Here is a 17,226-nt window from a genome sequence, read left to right on the forward strand (position 1 = left end):
TTTAAGAAGAGGTATTATATTTTGATATTGTTTTATTTAATTTTTGGAGTACTAAGTATTTTAGTGGGTTTAAGAGTTATCATAGAAAAAGAATTTTTTGCTCGTGGGGGAATGGTTTATTTTACATCTCCTTTGTTATATTGGCCTGTTGGACTTTTACTTATTTTTTTAGGATTTTATAGTTTTTTTTCTATAGTCAAAAATTGGAAAAAAAAATATATACAATATTCAAAATGCCCAAAATGTAAAGAAACATATACTTATAAAACTTTGAAAAAAGGTATGTGTCCTAAATGTAATATTAAAACAGTAGATTTAGAAAAATATTATTCTAAAAATAATAATGATAAAATAGAGATATGGGAAGAGCTAGATTAACATCGGGGTCAGACCCCATTTGACAACTTTTCTGAAATCAACCTGAATCTCTTTCTTTATTTTTCATTTCTGAAATTTTTTGAATCTTTATCATAATTTTAATAAAATTATTAAATTATTTAAGGATACAGATGCCAAGAAGAGAACGTATTACTGATGCTGGATGTTATCACGTTGTTTGCCGTGGTGTTGAGCGTCGTAATGTATTTTTGGACTCCGATGATTTTGAACAGTTCTTAGCTCTTTTGAAAAGTGTAAAAAAGGAGTTTGATATTATTGTACACTCCTTTTGTCTTATGACAAACCATTATCATATCTTACTTGAAACAAAAGAAGATAATATTTCCCTTGCTATGAAATATCTCAATTCACATTATGCTATATATTTTAATAAAAAATACAAACGTACTGGTCATCTTTGGCAAGGGCGTTTTCATTCTGATTATTTATATGCTGATAATCATTTTTGGTATGTAGCTAAATATATTGAACAAAATCCAATAAAAGCAAAGATGGTTAAGGAAATACACCATTACAAATACCAATCTTTTTTTCAATGGAAATATCAATGTGAGTATTCTTATCTTTTAGAAGGTTCTAAGATTTTTGATATGACTTTACTAGAGTATCAAAATTATATTAGCTCTGATATGGATTCTGATATTCTAGATATTATTTATACAACACCAAAGATAATAAATAAAAATGGTGAAATTAAGATACTTTATAAACGACTAAACACTTTTTTTCATGAAGATAAAAGTATCAATCGTAATAATAATATAAAAAAAGCATATGAATATGGCTATACAAAAAGTGAGATAGCTAATTTCCTAGCTTTAAGTAGTACGGCTATTTCAAAAATACTAGATTAATCACTTCAAGTACAAGATAGAAGCTTCTTGGTCAATATAAAAATCAAACTGTCTAAGAAAATTCATACCTAACAAGCCATCAAAATCATTATCTTCAAAATTACTAACTGTAATATCAAAGTTTTCAATTTTTATGTTGTCTATTCTAAATTCTTTAACTTTTGCAACATAAGCTTCTTTTTGTCCATTTGCAGTATTTAAGATGATAGGTTTTGTTTTTTCATAGTTTGAATAATTTGACTCATTTATAAGTGTGTATGTAGCTCCTGTATCAATCATGAGCTTAAGTTTTTTATTATCTACAAAAGCATCAATAAAAAAGTGATTCTTTTGTTTTTGGAGAGTTATTTTATGAGTAAATTTATTCTGAAGTTTTAAAATAGATTCTATTTTATTTAAATACTCTATTGTACTATTTTTATAGGTTTCATTATTTATTATTTGCTCAAAAAGTTCTTTTGATTTTCTATAGGTTTTATTATCAAAATAATATTGTGCAAGTAAATACTTATACTTAATACTATCTGGTTCTTGAATTATGAGATATTTAAGTAATGTATTTATAGTCTGTAAATCTTTTCTTTCATTTAGTAAGCTTAAATACTCTGTCGTGTATTTGATTATTTTTTTATTGATTTTATTTTGTAAATCTTCCTCTATAGCATTCTCTTTTAAAGAATAAAGTAGTTTAATTGCCTTGAAATATTCATTTTCATTAAAATATATTTGCGCCAAATAATATAGCGCTTTACTGTTTCCATAATCGTAAGTTAAATATAGATTTAAAAGTTCTTTTGTGGAATTTGATTCCAATATATGGTCTTGAATATAAAAAAATAGTATAAATTTATAATTTTCAAGAGTGTCATTGTTACTTTTAGTTTCAAAGATATCAAGTGCTTTTTTAAATTCTTTTTTATTCAAATAAGTTTTAAATAAATTTAGATAATCATTTTTTGATTCTTCTTTTTCTGTTTCTTTTAGAGAAGAAGAGCTTAGTTTTATTTTAGTTATTTTATTTGTCAATAATGGTTTTTGTATCTTTTGTTCTTCAAATTCTTTTATATTATTTTCATTTGCAATATTTATATTAAGAGTATTTACTGTTTAGATATTTATATATAGACCAAAAAATAATCCAGAAAGAAATATTATTATAGCAAAGAGAATATTTTTTTTATACATTAAAAACCTTTTAATTGTTTATATTATAGTTTATTATTCATAAACTTTTCAAAATAGCTATAATGATGTGATTATTTTATTAATGATAGTGTTTCTTTTTGATATAATTTTTCTTTATTTTACTACAAAAGGAATATTTGTGAAAAAAGCTTTTTCATTGATGGAGTTGATGGTTGTTATTATTATTTTAGGATTATTGGCAATGTTTGTTTTGCCTAATTTAGTAGGAAAAAGTGAAGAGGCTAAAGAAAAGCTTACTTGTATTCAAATGAAAAGTGTGAGTCAAGTTTTAAAAATGTATAAGATTGATAAAAGTACTTATCCCACTACAGAAGAAAAACTTGATATATTAGTTAAAAACAACTACTTTGAAGATGAAAAGATGCCAAAGGATTCTTGGGATAATCCCTTTGTATATATATCAAATGAAGATGGTAAATCTTTTGAATTAATCTCATTTGGTCCAGATAAAAAAGAGGGTGGTAATGATGATATTTACTATTCTAAGTGTAACAAATAGGAATATGATTGAAAAAATCATTTTCTCTTTTGGAATTAGTCCTTGTTATTGTTCTTGTTGGGATAATATATAGTGTCTTTTTACCCAAAATTAAGATGATGAGTTTGAAAAAAACAGATATTACACTTATGAATTTAAAGTCATACTTACTAAAACAAAAGTTCAAAAACGAGCTAGCATTTAAGTGTGTAGAGAATAGTTTGGATTGTTTTATTTATATTGATGGCAAGTTAAAACCTGATTTGACAATAAACCACTTTTTTGAAAGAGAACCCATAGTCTATAAGTATGATAAAAAGATGGATCGTATCTCATACGGATATTTGAAGTTTGACACTTTTGAAGAGTTTAAAATTGTATTTCAATTAGTATTCAATCAAAATAATCGACACAAAGATGTAGTAGTACAGACGGATAAAGAGATATTACTTTTTAATAGTATTCATGAAAAGCCAAAAGAATTTGATTATTTGAATGATGTTGTATCTTATCTGGATAGCCTTGAAACAGAGGTGAAAAATGCTTTTTAAATATAATGGTATAGATAGTAGTGGCAAAAGAATATCTTCAAAAATAGAAGCTTTTTCTTTAGAAGATGCAAAGGCTAAATTAAAAGTTAAAAAAATCATCTTTAATAAACTTCAGGAAGAGAAAAAAAGTACTTTTTTAAATTATGATTTTAGAAAAAAATCTAATATAAAAGCAAGTGCTTTATCTGAAATTAGCCGTGACTTAAGTATATATTTAAACTCTGGAATTCCCCTAGTAAGTGCAATTAAGTTAATCAATGAACGATATAAAAATGATAAAAAAATGAATACATTCTTTGAATCAATATCTGTTTTTCTAGATGAAGGAAAAAATTTTTATTCTGCCTTAGATTTACAAAAAAGCATAAGACTTCCAGAATTTTATAAACAATCAATCAAGATAAGTGAAAATGGTGGATTATTAAAAGTTGTTTTAGCTGAACTAGCGACATTTTTAAAAGAACAAGAGCGTGTAAAAAAACAGATGATTACAGCGATGGCATACCCAAGTTTTATTTTGCTTGTATCTTTATTTGTTGTTGGCTTTATGTTAAGTTTTATTGTGCCAAAGATTACAGCAATCTTTACCCAATATGATCAAGCTTTACCAAAAATTACAACCTTTGTGATACTTTTAGGAGACTTCTTTTCAAATAACTATCAGATACTTTTTTTTGGATTGATTAGTTTCATATTATTATTTATGTATCTATTTGAAAAATCAAAAGTTTTTCATTTTTTTGTAGATGGCTTTTTATTGAAGTTACCTTTTTTAGGTAAGTTGGTAGAACTGAGTGAATTGAGTCGCTTTTCTTATATGAACTCTATCTTGATTCGTTCAGGTGTACCAATTGTACAATCTTTTAATTTAGGTACAAATATTATAAAAAACACTGTTATAAAACGAGTATTTCTGGAAGCATCAGCTAAGGTTGTTGAAGGTAAAAGGCTTTCTGAAACTTTAAATTCAAGTGAAATATATAAAGTAGATAGTTCATTTATTCATGCAGTTGCTATTGGTGAAGAGACTAGTGAGTTAAGTAAGATTTTAAGTAATCTAGCGGAACTTTATAATGAAAATAGTAAAGATAAAATTGCTATTTTTTTAGCTCTTTTGGAACCTGCCTTTATGCTTTTTGTTGGTTCTTTGATTGGGTTTATTGTTATAGCAATGCTTCTGCCAATATTTTCTATGAATTTGGGTTAAGTTATGGTTATACAAAATAAAAAAGCAATTGTATTACTTATGACTTTGATGTTTATCATGGCAATAAGTGCCTTAATAATCAAAAACCTCAATGATGCAAATAGTTATATAGAACAATCAAATAGTGATACATACTATATAAAATCACTTATAAGTGTTGATAATATAAAGAATGAATTTTTTGATTATTTTCTTAAAAATAAAGAACAAATACCTTCACTATTAGAAAATGAATCACTTCAAGAAGGTGTAGATTTGGAATATGGCGATATAAAGGCAAAAGTAAGTTTTAAAAAGTACGAAGATAGATATGATATCAATGATTTAGCAAAAAAAGACAAAGTAAAAATAAAAGAAATAGAAAACCTTTTTTTAGACAATAATGTTTTTGGTTTTTCTGTTTTTAAAAACCTGGTTGTATCATATATTAAGAAGTATGGAAATATTGATAATTTTGAACAAATAAATACTCTTGTAGAACTTTTTATTGAAAAATCAGAAAGTGATGATATAAAAACTATACAAGATAATTTGAGTTTTATTGATACTAAAAAACAAACGGCAATAATAGGACATCTTGATATTGAACATTCTAATCGTTTGGTTATTAGTGATTTTATTTTTGATATTACTGAGAAAAAAATAAAGGGGTTTAATATTGCTTTTAAATAAGAAAAAAAAGATACTATTTTTAACCAAAAAATCTTATTTTAAAACTTTGGATAAGGTAGATATTATTTTGTCTCCTGAATTTTATTGGGTAAGAGAGTTTGAAATTCCTGTTAAAAATAAAAAAGAAGCTTTGGTATTTTTACCTAACCTTTTTAGTGATGTTTTACCCTTGGGTGATTTTTCATTTTTTGCAATGAAAAAGTCTAAACATCGTTTTTTTTGTTTTGCATATAAAAATTCAGAAATTTTAGATGCTATTAAAAATGCCAATTTACAAAACATTCAAGTAGGTAATATACATTTTGCACAATTAGAATTCTCAAATAAAAAAGCATTTTATTCAAATACAGAACAGTTCATATACACAGAAGATGAAATATTAGTAAAAATACCATTTTCTATTGAGGGCAATAGTGAAGATATCAACTCTATCTTGCAGGAACATGTTCTTTCTAAATATAAAATAAGATTGCAATTTTATTCGTCTATCATTGATATAAAGTATATCAATAGTATAGGTATTGTAACTTTGATTTTGATATTTTTAAATATATTTCAATATTTTATAATCAATAAAAATGTTTCTTTTTTAGAGAAAAAAGAACAGAGTATTAAGAAACAATATAATCTTCCAAGTACTAGTTTTGAAACAAATGCAATTTTAAAAAAGATGAAGAAAACTTTTAATGCTAATAATAATTTACGCCAATCAATAGCTTATATCTTTGATTATCAAAAGAGGGATAATAAAGCAGTTATAAAAAGAATTGAATTTGATGGAAAAGTATTTCAACTTGATATTGATAATGCTATTCCAAGTCATTTTAAGACTTACTTCAGTAAAAAATTTAAAATAATTAAACAAAAGACAGAAGGTAATTTGATGAAAGTAGAGTTAGAATATGAATAGAATAAATCCAATATATATTTTAATAACTCTAATCTTTTTTCTTTTTCTTTCCTTTATATTCTTAGGTACAGAAAAAAATAAGTTAAAAGAAATACAAAGTAATTTTGCAAGTGAAATACTTACTGCAAAAGATTTTCGTATACTTAAAAGTAATCATCAAGATAAATCAACTTTATTATCTAAAATAAAAGGACTAAAATCTAATGCTTCATTTAAAAAAGAGGATATACAGATAATCCATGAAGGTAAGCATTTAAAAGCTTTAATTAAAAGCGATAATAAAGAAGTGCTAAATAAGTTTCTAAATCAAATTTTACAAGATAGATTTTTGATAAAAAAACTTACTATTACATCAAATATGATTAGTTTTGAGATGGAGGAATAATATGAAAAAAATAGTAAAAATTATTCTTTATGTATTGTTTTTTTGTTTTTCATTTATATTGTTTTTACCAAAAGAGAATCTTTACTTTCTCTTTGAAAAAGCATTAATGAAAAAAGAAATTATCATTTCTCAAGAGATAATAGATGACAAAATGTTATATTTAAAAATAACTGGCGGAAATATAATATATGAAAATAAACCTTATGCAAAATTTGAATCTGCAAGTATCTCAACTGGATTTATTTTTTCACATATAAAAATAACTAATATATTTTTTATAAATAAAAATAACAGTAAGTATGAAAAGTTAATTGATTCATTATCTATAAATCATTCTATTATTAATCCTTTAAATATAACAATTAATGGAAAGGGTCAAATGGGTGAAATGAGAGGAATGATAAATTTGAAAGAAAAGAAAATCACCTTAGAGCTAAAACCAACAAGATTAGTAAAAACAGATTTTAATTATTTACTTAATAATTGGAAATTAATCAAAGGAAAATATTATTATGAATATCAATTTTAATTTTATGTCTAAATATGTATTTACTTTAATGTTTTTATTTTTAGTAAGTTATATCTTTAATATTATGCTGTTTTTGATACTTCCTAAAATGGGAGTTGATTATATTGTAGAAAACCGTTATAGGTTTGCTTTTCGTGATTATGATTATTTATCAACTTTTGGATTTAAAAATGCACAAATACAAACAAAGCAAGTAATTACTACAGAAAAAAGCTATCCCTTTCTTTCTCAATTGGAGCTTAATGCAATTTATTCAAAAAGTAGTGGTTTAGGTTGGATAGTTTTAAAAGAAAAAAGTAGTAAGAAGAGTCATATTTTGGCACTAAATGATAGCTTTAAAGGTTATCAGCTTAAAAAAATAGAAAAATCATTTGTAATATTTGTAAAAGACAAAATAGAATATAAATTAGAAATAAATAAAGATAAATTAAAATATAAGGTTATAAAAGATGATAAATAGTTGTTATAAAATAAAGAAAATTAGTATATTAAAAGTATTTATATTAGTAGTATTTTTATCTTTAAATCTTTTTGCTAAGAAAGAACCTATTGATATAAGTTTTAAAAATCTAAGTATTGAGGATTTGATTAAAATTACTTCAAAGATTATTAATAAAAATATTTTATTAACAACAAAAGTAAGTGGTAATGTGGATTTTATAACAAATAAACAGCTTTATGATGATGATATTTATAATATTTTGATTTATGTACTTGAGTCAAAAGGATTAACAATAGTTGAAAATCACGGTATTTTGCGTATTGTAAAAATGGAAGATAGCTCTAAGTACAATCTCCCCGTACTTGCAGGTAAAAATAAATATAACTATGATCAAATGGTGACAAAAGTTTTTTCTGTGCAATACTCAAATGTAGAATATATTGCTTCTAAGATACGACACCTTATAACAAAATCTGCAAAGTTAGTAACAGATAAAGAATCTAATGTGATAGTTATAACTGATTTTGAAAGTAATATAGAAACTATAGAAAAAATAATAACACTCATCTCTAAAGATGCAAAAAAAACAGTTCGAAGTATTAAATTAAAAAATATTCAAGTATCTAGTGCGGAAACAACATTAAAAAATATTGCGAAATCTGTCTTTGATGAAAAAATTGATAAAGAAAAAGTCGTAGTGCTTGGCAATAAAGATGACAATTCAATTTTGCTTGTTGGAAAAGAAAAAAATGTTGATTTTCTAGAAAAATATATTCAAAATGTCGATAAAATAGGAAGTCTATCAGAAAGAGTTGTTGATGTTGTAGTATTAAAGAATGTTGAAGTAAAAAATATGATAAAGATAATTGAAGGAATAATTAATAAAAAGAAATATATTGATCCAGATAGTAAACCTTATGCTTCAATTGATGAAGAGACTAATGCTTTAGTATTAGTTGGACCAAAGTATGAAATAAAATACATAAAAGAGATTGTTTCCCAACTTGATAAAGAGAGATTACAAGTTTATGTTCAAGCAAAGATTATAGAAGTTAGTGCTAATAAAATACATAATTTAGGTATCAAATATGGATTAACAGGTGCAGAGTCAACAAGCAATGGAATTTTTACACTTGGTGCGAATCTTGGCGGAAGTGTAAATGCTTTGAGTTCTGGTGTTGAATCCTTATTGACATTTAATACAAAAACACTAAACTCAGGTATTGCTTTAGGAGCAACATTAAATCTACTAAAAAATAATCAAGCCATAGATATAGTTTCTGAACCATCAATATTATGTATCAACAATAAAGAATCATCAATCTATGTTGGAGAAACAAAATCTTTTCAAACAGGTACAACAACTACAGATGGTGGAACGACTAATAACACTTTTCAAAGGGAAGATATAGGGTTGACCTTAAAAGTAAAACCAAGAATTTCAGATGACAATAAAGTTACTTTAGAAATTGAAACAGTCTTAGAAGATGCAAAAGAATTAAAAGATGGACAAACAAATCCAGATACAAGTAAAAAAGAAGTTAAGACTACAGCAATAGTATCAAATGGTGAAAGTGTTATTATTGGAGGACTTATAAAAAATAAATCTGATATGATAGAAGATAAAGTTCCATTTTTTGGTGATATTCCTGTTCTTGGAGTATTATTTAAAAATACAAAAAAAGCAGAAGATAAAATAAACCTAGTAGTTATTATGACACCTTATATTGTACCAAATAGTGAAGGTTTAACTTTTGTAAGAGAGCAATTAACAGAATTAAAATTACTTGAAGATCAATATACAAAAGATTTGGAAGTAAGATTAGTACAAAGACATTTAGAAATTATGAAAAAAAATAAAGACTTAAAAGATAAAAAAGAGGAAATTGAAGAAGAAATTGAAGATTTAAAAGATAATGATGATAAATCTATTCATGAAAAACAAATGGATATGATAATGGGCAAAAGCCATGAAGATTGATGAAAAACATTATCCTTCACTTTTACCTTATGAACATGAAGGGTATGAACTCGCACTAAAAAATTATGTACTTTTTTCTCAACTTGAAGATAAAATAGTCATTTGTCTTTATGAAAAACATATGAGTAAAGCATTAGATTATCTATCAAAGTTTGATTATGAACATGAAGTAATCTTTTTAGATGAAATATCTTTTGATAGATTATATAACCATTTTGTTGAAATCCGTACTGATAAACAAATGAATAGTATTCAAAAAGAGCAAGAAGATGCATCTTTTGATGATGAAGATTTTTCAGTTGCAGAGTTTTTGAAAAATAGTTCAGATATTTTGACTTCTGAAGAGTCAGCACCTATTATAAAGTTTGTAAATTCGTTGTTTTATCAAGCAATAAAAAAGCGTTCAAGTGATATTCATATAGAAATGCATGAACACAAAGGGGAAGTGAGATATAGAGTTGATGGTGTTTTATTTAAGCATGTTGAATTAGAAAAAAATATAATGGCATTGGTAATTAGTCGTATAAAAGTTATTTCAAGCTTAGATATTAGTGAAAAGCGTGTGCCCCAAGATGGGCGAACCCAAATTAAAATAGCAAGAAGAGTTCTTGATATAAGGGTTTCAATCTTGCCCACTTTTTATGGTGAGAGAGTGGTTATGCGTATCTTGATGCAAAGTGAAGATATTCCTACTTTAAATGAATTGGGCTTTCCTTCTTATATAACAAATAGCTTAGAAAGTATCATGAACAACAGCTATGGCATGGTACTAGTAACAGGACCTACAGGAAGTGGAAAGTCTACAACTCTTCACGCTTTATTACAACATATTGTTGATAAAGAGAAAAATATTATCACCATAGAAGATCCAGTAGAATACAAATCTGATGAGATAAATCAAATACAAGTAAATTCACAAGTAGGGCTAACTTTTGCCAGTGGTTTGCGTTCTATTTTGCGACAAGACCCCGATATCATTATGGTAGGAGAAATTAGAGATAGTGAAACTGCCTCTATTTCAGTACAAGCAGCTTTAACTGGTCACTTACTTTTTTCTACTTTACATACAAATAGAGCACCTGCTGCTATTTCAAGACTTGTAGATATGAAAGTGGAAAGGTTTTTATTGACATCATCATTATTGGCAGTTTTAGCACAAAGGTTAGTTCGTAAACTTTGTCCTTCTTGTAAAGAAGAAGATGATTTAGCTAAAGATTATAATGAAATGTTTGATATCTCAGATGATACTAAGATATATAAATCAGTCGGATGCAAATTTTGTAATTTCACAGGATATAGTGGTCGTGTTGCCATTGGAGAACTCTTTTTAGTCGATGAAAAAATTAAAAAGCACCTACACAATAATCTTGATGATAATGACTTGATGAACTTAGCCATAGAAGGTGGTATGCAACCTCTTGGTGAGCAATTAAAATCTATGCTAATAGAAGGAACTACATCTTTTGAAGAAGCTATAAGAATCGGTATAAAATAAAGATGAAAAAAGCTCTTTCTCTTATAGAGGTTCTTATATCTATCATTATTATAACAGTGGTTATTGGCTCACTTATTAAAATCAAACAAAATAACTTATTTATTATAGAAAAAAGTGATGTAAATAAACTAAACCAAGCTTACATAAGTCTTTATGCCTTAAATTATCAAGTAAGTAATAATAGAAACAAAAATCTCACCATAGATGAAAATCTAACACTAAATGATGAAGAGCTAAAAAAACAAACAAAAGCCACAAATATAACTATAAAAGATAAAACTTTGGATACAAAAGAGTTAGAACATCCACCTATTTCTTTTACGACAATAGAAAGTGCATACTCTATAAAGAACAGTATAAAAAAGAAGTTTTATACAATAAAGATAGATAAATGAAAAAAGCTTTTACTCTAATAGAGATACTTATAAGTATCACACTTTTTTCTCTTATTCTTGTTTTTTTATATAAATCCTTAGACCTTACAAAACAAAGTAACTTTTTCTATGAAAAAAAACTTAATACACTAGAATCAAGTAATAGACTCAAATCCATACTTTATGAAGATATTGCAAAAGCAAAAAATATCGAAATAACTTTTGATAGATCCTCAAATACAATTTTAAAGATACAAACAAAGGATATGTATCATAATCCTTTTTATAAATATGTTACATATATAATTTCACAAGATAAAAATCTACTTCGAATAGAGAGTCTATATAAGTTCAATGAAAGAGAAGTATTAGACTCTTTTTTTAATGATGCTTTCGTAGATAAGCTCGACAGTGATATTCTCAAATTTAAAGTTTCTCAATCAAAAGAGAATAAAAAAATATACTCTATCCTTCTAGAAAAAAAAGATAAGCCAATAGTTTTTTTTAATACTCTAACTATAAACTAATATAATAATCATCTTTATCTTTATGAAATATTTAATTTAATAGCTATTTATATTACTATTATAAATAAAAATAATTTTTTATTTATATCTATTTTATTAATAATTGGTTAATATTTAATGGTTTTTAAATAAAAGGAGAAACAATAATGGAAAAAAATGGAATCCTGTTAGCAGGTAAAAAAATAATCAAAGGATTATTAGTAGGAAGTATTGTACTATCATCAGCCCAAGCTGATTTTTTGATGACACTTACAGATAAAAATGGAGTTGAAGAGAGTCTTTGTGTGAAAAGTTATAGTTTTTCAAATAACTTGGAGAGCTTACGAAAAAAAGTAAATCAGAAAGATATTTATTCTACTGAAGAGACATTAACTAATAAAGTTTTTTTAGGTAAACCTGTGTATAGAAAAGTTGCAAAAATGCCAAGTCTAGTTGCTAATAATACATGGACAATAACTTATTACGATAATCCTCCTACTAATGTTGAAAAATTACTTACAGCAGAATTAATGATGCGTGATTTATCAGGATATTCTCAGACTGGGAGTTCAACACATTATTTAGTTTATGAGATAAGAACTAATTACATTGGGTATAGAATTGGGACAGATATAGGTAGCAATTTTAAAGATCCATATATCTTGCTTGAGTACACAAAAACAACAGGCACTGCACAAACTAATCCAAATGAATTAACAACTTTAGTTCATTATTTACCAAGTAAATCTACAGATGGAGAATATATCACTAAATCAATGGATGATGCTGGTATTAGATTTCAAAAAAATTATACATATGATGCTTCAACAAACTCTTGTATAGCACCAACAAATTAATAAGGAAAAAAAATGATGAAACAAAGTGGAATCCTATTTATAGGCAAAAAGATAATTAAATCCCTAATGCTAACTTCTGCATTATTAGTTTCAGCACAAGCTGATTTTTTAATGACACTTACAGATAAAGATGGAGTTGAAGAGAGTCTTTGTGTGAAAAGTTATAGCTTTTCAAATAATTTAGTAAGCCTTCATAATAAAAGTGGACAATATATAGATGAATACTCTACAACAAAAGAAGTCCTTACAAATAAAACTTGGGATGGAAAACCTGTTTATAGAAGAGTTTTTGCTAATTTAACTGGTATGATAAATGATGGTCAATGGAGAAGTTTAAATTTTAATAATGCATCTGATAACATAGAAAATCTAGTTGATGCTGAAGTTAAAATAGGTAACTTTCATGAACATTATACTTTACATGCATCAAAAACTACACAATTTAGATATTACATAAATAAAAATTCTTTTGGATATATAACTACTGAATCTTATGCTAATTCTTCTACTCCTGTAACAGTTGTATTAGAATACACAAAAACAACAGACACTGCTCAATCTAATACAAATGAACTAACAACTTTAGTCCACTACTTACCAAGTGATTCTACAAATGGTGGATATATAACAAAATCAACAAAAAACTTAAAAATAGGCTTTTTTGAAAACTACACATATGATGCTTCAACAAATTCTTGTATAGCACCAGCAAATTAATAAGGAAATAAAATGATGGAAAGAAATGGAATCCTGCTAGCAGGTAAAAAAATATTAAGTACAATAGCCCTAACATCTTTGGCAATTTTGCCTTTGCAAGCAGATCTACAAATGACTCTTATGGATAAAGATGGCACAGAAATAAAAGAGTGTATCAAAAGTTATAGCTTTTCAAATAACCTAGAAAGCCTTGCTAAACAAAAAGGAGTAGCACAAGATGTTTATTCAGAAGAAGAAACACTTACAAATAAAATATTGTTTGGTAAACCTGTTTATAGAAAATTATTTCGATTTACTATAAAGAAAAAAGATTTGACTATTAATACTGGATTAACAGGAATATATAGAGCTGAACTAAGTAACTTCACTATATATGGAACAAATGGTTTTACTGTTAATTCTTCTGATACTTTTCTAATGAGTAAAGGTGGTGAAATTCGTGCATTTACAAGTACCAATGGTACACAAATAGTAGTAAGGGTTCCTGATGGTCATAAAGATTTTGATAATGTTACAGGTTATGTTATTTTAGAATACATAAAAACAATAGACGTAGTAAATACAACACCAAACACTTTCAAATCATACATACATTACATACCAAGCTCATCTACAACAGATGAAGTGACTACAAAAGATTTAGAAAATAAAGGTGTGATTTTTGATAAAAATTATACTTATGATTCTTCAACAGATTCTTGTATAAAAAATTAAATATATAAAATAAAAAAGGATAAAAATGATGGAAAGAAATGGAATCCTGCTAGCAGGTAAAAAATTATTAGTTTTAGGATTATTAGGATTGACTTCAGTATTTGCTGATTATAAATTAGTACTAACAGATGTAAATGGAAATCAAACAAATGAGTGTGTAAAAAGTTATAGTTTTTCAAATAACTTAGAAAGTATAGCAAATCAAACTGGTGTAGCAAAGAATATTTATTCTGAAGAAGAAGTGATGACTAATACAGTTTATTTAGGTAAACCAGTGTATAGAAAACTTGTTACTATACCTTCTAATTTAATAGGAGATAAAAAATGGCATGAAATGAAATATATAAATCCTGCAAAAAATATAGAGACACTAATCTCAGCGAGAGAAATTGGAGCAGGATATTTAGGTGCAACTTCTTTAAGAGGTGATAATGATGATATATTTTATGTTCTTTTACCAACTAAAATTGGATATGTTTTTGGTGCTAATAGAATAGCATTTTTTAATGGTAAAAAAGTAGCTTTAGAATACACAAAAACAACAGATACTGCAAGTAGTACACCAAATAAATTTAAATCGCATCTTCACTATACATTAAGCTCATCTACAAATGATGAAGTAATAACAAAAGATATGGAAAATCTGGGAGTTCAGCTTTTAAAAGGTTATTCATATGATACATCAACTAACAGTTGTACTAAAAACTAAAATAAGGAAATAAAATGATGGCAAGAAATGGAATCCTGTTAGCAGGTAAAAGAGTCTTATTTACGATAGTTATTGGAATATTGTGTTCACTATCCTTAAGTGCAGATTATGAACTTACAATTACAAATAATGATGGAATAGAGACTAAAAAGTGTATAAAAAGTTATAGCTTTTCTAATAACCTAGAGAGTATTGCAAAACAAAATGGAGTAGGACAAGATATTTATTCTAAAGAAGAAACTTTAACTAATAAGGTTTATTTAGGGAAACCAGTTTATCGAAAAGTTTTTACTTTTGATGATTATATAGTTCCCGTAGGTTCATCTGGAGTTAATAAATATACAGATGTAATTTCTGAAGATATTGATAGAATAGTTAATTTTGACTTTGATGGCTATTTAAATGATGGAAATGATGAAATTTTAGTATCTGGAAATACTTCACAAAATTATAGTATATTTAACTCAGCAAATACTTATCATATATCTGCAGATTATAGAAAGTCTAATAATAAGATTGGAGTGTATTTAAAAAATAATATAGCTTTAAGTAATTCTTGGAAAGTTAGTGATTTAAGAGTAACAGTTGAATACACAAAAATAACAGATTCAGTAAGTACATCACAAAATAAATTTAAATCATATTTCCACTATATCTTAAGTTCAAGTCAAACAGATGAATTGATTAGTATAGATTTAAAAGATACTGGTGTTAGATTTAAAGAGGGTTATACTTATGACTCTTCTACAAATAGTTGTATAAAAAATTAAAAAAGAATCTTATTAAAAGGGATATTAGCATCTTAGAAGATTGCTAGTACCCTAATCCGTTATGCCTAAATCTACTTTAAATTATCAGCATTTAAGTTTTATGATTCAGTTAAAAGCTGAATAGTTGCATTAGCAACTTCAGAACCTTTTTTATAAGGTATTGATAAATACTTTTTAATAGTATTTAAATCAGAATGCCCTAACGCTCCTGATAAATAAGTTGCATTAACTCCTTGTTCTGCCATAGCTGATACAACTACATTTCTCAAATAGTGAATTCCAAAGTTTGGATTATTTAATGCCTTTTTTAATTTTCTTGTTTGAGTTTGAATATTTTGAATATAAGATGTTGAATCTGTTGGAGATTCAAAAACATAATGTTTTTTATTTGTTTCCATCGCTAAGAGGAGTAGGGCGATCGATTCTGGTAGAATAAAAGTTTGTTCTTCACCATTTTTAGTATTTGGTAAAGTATATGACATGTTATCAAAATCAATGTATTCCCATCTAAGTGTTAATATCTCTGATCTTCTTCTTCCTTGTAATGCAAATAAAAATAAAGCTTGAAAATATATGTCATTTTTAAATATAGTCATTATGGCATTGTATATCTCTTTTAATAATACAGATGCATTTTGAACTTTCTTTTTTGTATTTGGTCTTTTTACTGTAATACCATCACATGGATTAAATGATATGATTCTATTTACTATAGCACTTTTAAACACTGGATTTAATATCTCTAATGCAGTTTTCTGACTTCTAGCACTTAGTCCAAGTGATTTAACATTGTTAATAATAGACTTAATATGTATTTGCCTTATGTCCTTAATCTTTTTATTACCGATTATATCTTTGATGTGTTTTTTGTAATAGTTTACAATAGAGATTTTCCATCTATTTCCACTATAAGAGCTACTCTCTTCCATAGTGTTAAAATATTGTTTTATAAAAGTATCTAGTTTGATATTTTCATTAAAATTAGTTTCTTGAGAATCATTTTTAATTTTATCAATGTATTCAAGTGTATCAATCTTTGCTTTTTTGATTCTTGTTTTTTTATCCCATGCTTGATTTGTATATGTAAAAACTTTTTGTTTAACTTTGTAGTTAATCTTACAATTTAAATAAAATTTATCATATTTTGCATTTGCATATAAACCTGTATCGATTTTATTTATAAACTCTTTTCTATTAACTGCCATCTAAAATCCTTGGGACATACTTTTGGGACATACCTTTTTATGTATTATTATAGTATGAAATAAATTAATAAGAATTTAAGAATCCCATAAAAACGATGATATATAATAAAATAAATCTTAATAAATGATATGTTTATAGGATTTCCTCCTGTAAACTCAAGTTCGAATCTTGATGGGGTCGCCATTTACACGTACCATAAATACGTGCTTCAAAAGAAAAATAACTATTTAATTATTTTAATATTTATCTCTAGGTGTCCTTTTA

General features: G+C 25.9%; 21 protein-coding genes. 19 read left to right on the forward strand and 2 right to left on the reverse strand.

Annotated elements, in window-relative coordinates:
* Positions 1 to 63 precede the first annotated feature (63 nt).
* Both ACNI3D_RS07805 and ACNI3D_RS07810 read left to right on the forward strand, forming a co-directional pair.
* Complete coding sequence (locus ACNI3D_RS07805; protein WP_419768877.1) at positions 64 to 378, forward strand: hypothetical protein; 315 nt, start codon at positions 64 to 66, stop codon at positions 376 to 378.
* A 131-nt stretch (positions 379 to 509) separates the two neighbouring features.
* Positions 510 to 1,253: a transposase gene (locus tag ACNI3D_RS07810; RefSeq protein ID WP_419768878.1), complete on the forward strand. Its 744-nt coding sequence runs from the start codon at positions 510 to 512 to the stop codon at positions 1,251 to 1,253.
* Here ACNI3D_RS07810 and ACNI3D_RS07815 read toward each other — a convergent pair whose 3' ends face one another.
* On the reverse strand, positions 1,254 to 2,279 hold the full coding sequence (locus ACNI3D_RS07815; protein ID WP_419768879.1) for a TIGR02281 family clan AA aspartic protease: 1,026 nt from the start codon (positions 2,277 to 2,279) through the stop codon (positions 1,254 to 1,256).
* Between the two features lie 298 nt (positions 2,280 to 2,577).
* Between ACNI3D_RS07815 and gspG the strand changes: the two genes are divergently transcribed.
* The 17 genes from gspG to ACNI3D_RS07900 all read left to right on the forward strand — a co-directional run bounded on the left by gspG (position 2,578) and on the right by ACNI3D_RS07900 (position 15,756).
* The gene (gene gspG / locus ACNI3D_RS07820; RefSeq protein WP_419768880.1) at positions 2,578 to 2,958 is read left to right on the forward strand and encodes a type II secretion system major pseudopilin GspG; all 381 of its coding nucleotides are present in this window, start codon (positions 2,578 to 2,580) and stop codon (positions 2,956 to 2,958) included.
* Positions 2,959 to 2,966: 8 nt separating this feature from the next.
* Positions 2,967 to 3,488, forward strand: a complete 522-nt coding sequence (locus ACNI3D_RS07825; protein WP_419768881.1) for a hypothetical protein — start codon at positions 2,967 to 2,969, stop codon at positions 3,486 to 3,488.
* Complete coding sequence (locus ACNI3D_RS07830) at positions 3,478 to 4,695, forward strand: type II secretion system F family protein (RefSeq protein WP_419768882.1); 1,218 nt, start codon at positions 3,478 to 3,480, stop codon at positions 4,693 to 4,695. The genes ACNI3D_RS07825 and ACNI3D_RS07830 overlap by 11 nt, the downstream gene beginning before the upstream one ends.
* Before the next feature lie 3 nt (positions 4,696 to 4,698).
* A complete protein-coding gene (locus tag ACNI3D_RS07835; RefSeq protein WP_419768883.1) occupies positions 4,699 to 5,367 on the forward strand; it encodes a hypothetical protein in 669 nt (222 codons plus the stop codon).
* Complete coding sequence (locus ACNI3D_RS07840) at positions 5,354 to 6,277, forward strand: hypothetical protein (RefSeq protein ID WP_419768884.1); 924 nt, start codon at positions 5,354 to 5,356, stop codon at positions 6,275 to 6,277. Before ACNI3D_RS07835 ends, ACNI3D_RS07840 begins: the two co-directional genes overlap by 14 nt.
* The gene (locus ACNI3D_RS07845; RefSeq protein WP_419768885.1) at positions 6,270 to 6,662 is read left to right on the forward strand and encodes a hypothetical protein; all 393 of its coding nucleotides are present in this window, start codon (positions 6,270 to 6,272) and stop codon (positions 6,660 to 6,662) included. The genes ACNI3D_RS07840 and ACNI3D_RS07845 overlap by 8 nt, the downstream gene beginning before the upstream one ends.
* A 1-nt stretch (position 6,663) precedes the next feature.
* Positions 6,664 to 7,191 carry a hypothetical protein gene (locus ACNI3D_RS07850; RefSeq protein WP_419768886.1) on the forward strand — a complete coding sequence of 176 codons (528 nt, stop codon included), beginning with the start codon at positions 6,664 to 6,666 and terminating at the stop codon, positions 7,189 to 7,191.
* Positions 7,175 to 7,651 carry a hypothetical protein gene (locus tag ACNI3D_RS07855; protein ID WP_419768887.1) on the forward strand — a complete coding sequence of 159 codons (477 nt, stop codon included), beginning with the start codon at positions 7,175 to 7,177 and terminating at the stop codon, positions 7,649 to 7,651. Before ACNI3D_RS07850 ends, ACNI3D_RS07855 begins: the two co-directional genes overlap by 17 nt.
* Entirely contained in the window at positions 7,641 to 9,614 is a 1,974-nt protein-coding gene (gene gspD, locus ACNI3D_RS07860) for a type II secretion system secretin GspD (protein WP_419768888.1), read from the forward strand. Before ACNI3D_RS07855 ends, gspD begins: the two co-directional genes overlap by 11 nt.
* Positions 9,604 to 11,109 carry a GspE/PulE family protein gene (locus ACNI3D_RS07865; RefSeq protein WP_419768889.1) on the forward strand — a complete coding sequence of 502 codons (1,506 nt, stop codon included), beginning with the start codon at positions 9,604 to 9,606 and terminating at the stop codon, positions 11,107 to 11,109. Before gspD ends, ACNI3D_RS07865 begins: the two co-directional genes overlap by 11 nt.
* Before the next feature lie 2 nt (positions 11,110 to 11,111).
* Positions 11,112 to 11,504 (forward strand): hypothetical protein, encoded by a 393-nt coding sequence (locus ACNI3D_RS07870; RefSeq protein ID WP_419768890.1) that lies wholly within the window; start codon positions 11,112 to 11,114, stop codon positions 11,502 to 11,504.
* Positions 11,501 to 12,010 (forward strand): PulJ/GspJ family protein, encoded by a 510-nt coding sequence (locus ACNI3D_RS07875; protein ID WP_419768891.1) that lies wholly within the window; start codon positions 11,501 to 11,503, stop codon positions 12,008 to 12,010. Before ACNI3D_RS07870 ends, ACNI3D_RS07875 begins: the two co-directional genes overlap by 4 nt.
* Before the next feature lie 146 nt (positions 12,011 to 12,156).
* A complete protein-coding gene (locus ACNI3D_RS07880) occupies positions 12,157 to 12,846 on the forward strand; it encodes a hypothetical protein (protein ID WP_419768892.1) in 690 nt (229 codons plus the stop codon).
* A 12-nt stretch (positions 12,847 to 12,858) separates the two neighbouring features.
* On the forward strand, positions 12,859 to 13,563 hold the full coding sequence (locus ACNI3D_RS07885) for a hypothetical protein (protein WP_419768893.1): 705 nt from the start codon (positions 12,859 to 12,861) through the stop codon (positions 13,561 to 13,563).
* A gap of 12 nt (positions 13,564 to 13,575) precedes the next feature.
* On the forward strand, positions 13,576 to 14,277 hold the full coding sequence (locus tag ACNI3D_RS07890) for a hypothetical protein (RefSeq protein WP_419768894.1): 702 nt from the start codon (positions 13,576 to 13,578) through the stop codon (positions 14,275 to 14,277).
* Between the two features lie 25 nt (positions 14,278 to 14,302).
* Positions 14,303 to 14,986 (forward strand): hypothetical protein, encoded by a 684-nt coding sequence (locus ACNI3D_RS07895; RefSeq protein ID WP_419768895.1) that lies wholly within the window; start codon positions 14,303 to 14,305, stop codon positions 14,984 to 14,986.
* Positions 14,987 to 15,000: 14 nt separating this feature from the next.
* Positions 15,001 to 15,756: a hypothetical protein gene (locus ACNI3D_RS07900; protein ID WP_419768896.1), complete on the forward strand. Its 756-nt coding sequence runs from the start codon at positions 15,001 to 15,003 to the stop codon at positions 15,754 to 15,756.
* A gap of 98 nt (positions 15,757 to 15,854) precedes the next feature.
* Here ACNI3D_RS07900 and ACNI3D_RS07905 read toward each other — a convergent pair whose 3' ends face one another.
* Positions 15,855 to 16,961, reverse strand: coding sequence for a tyrosine-type recombinase/integrase (locus ACNI3D_RS07905; RefSeq protein WP_419768897.1), 1,107 nt, complete (start codon positions 16,959 to 16,961; stop codon positions 15,855 to 15,857).
* Positions 16,962 to 17,226 lie beyond the last annotated feature (265 nt).

The sequence above is a fragment of the Arcobacter siniprincipis (SeqCode) genome (assembly GCF_048571125.1).
GTDB lineage: Bacteria > Campylobacterota > Campylobacteria > Campylobacterales > Arcobacteraceae > Arcobacter > Arcobacter siniprincipis.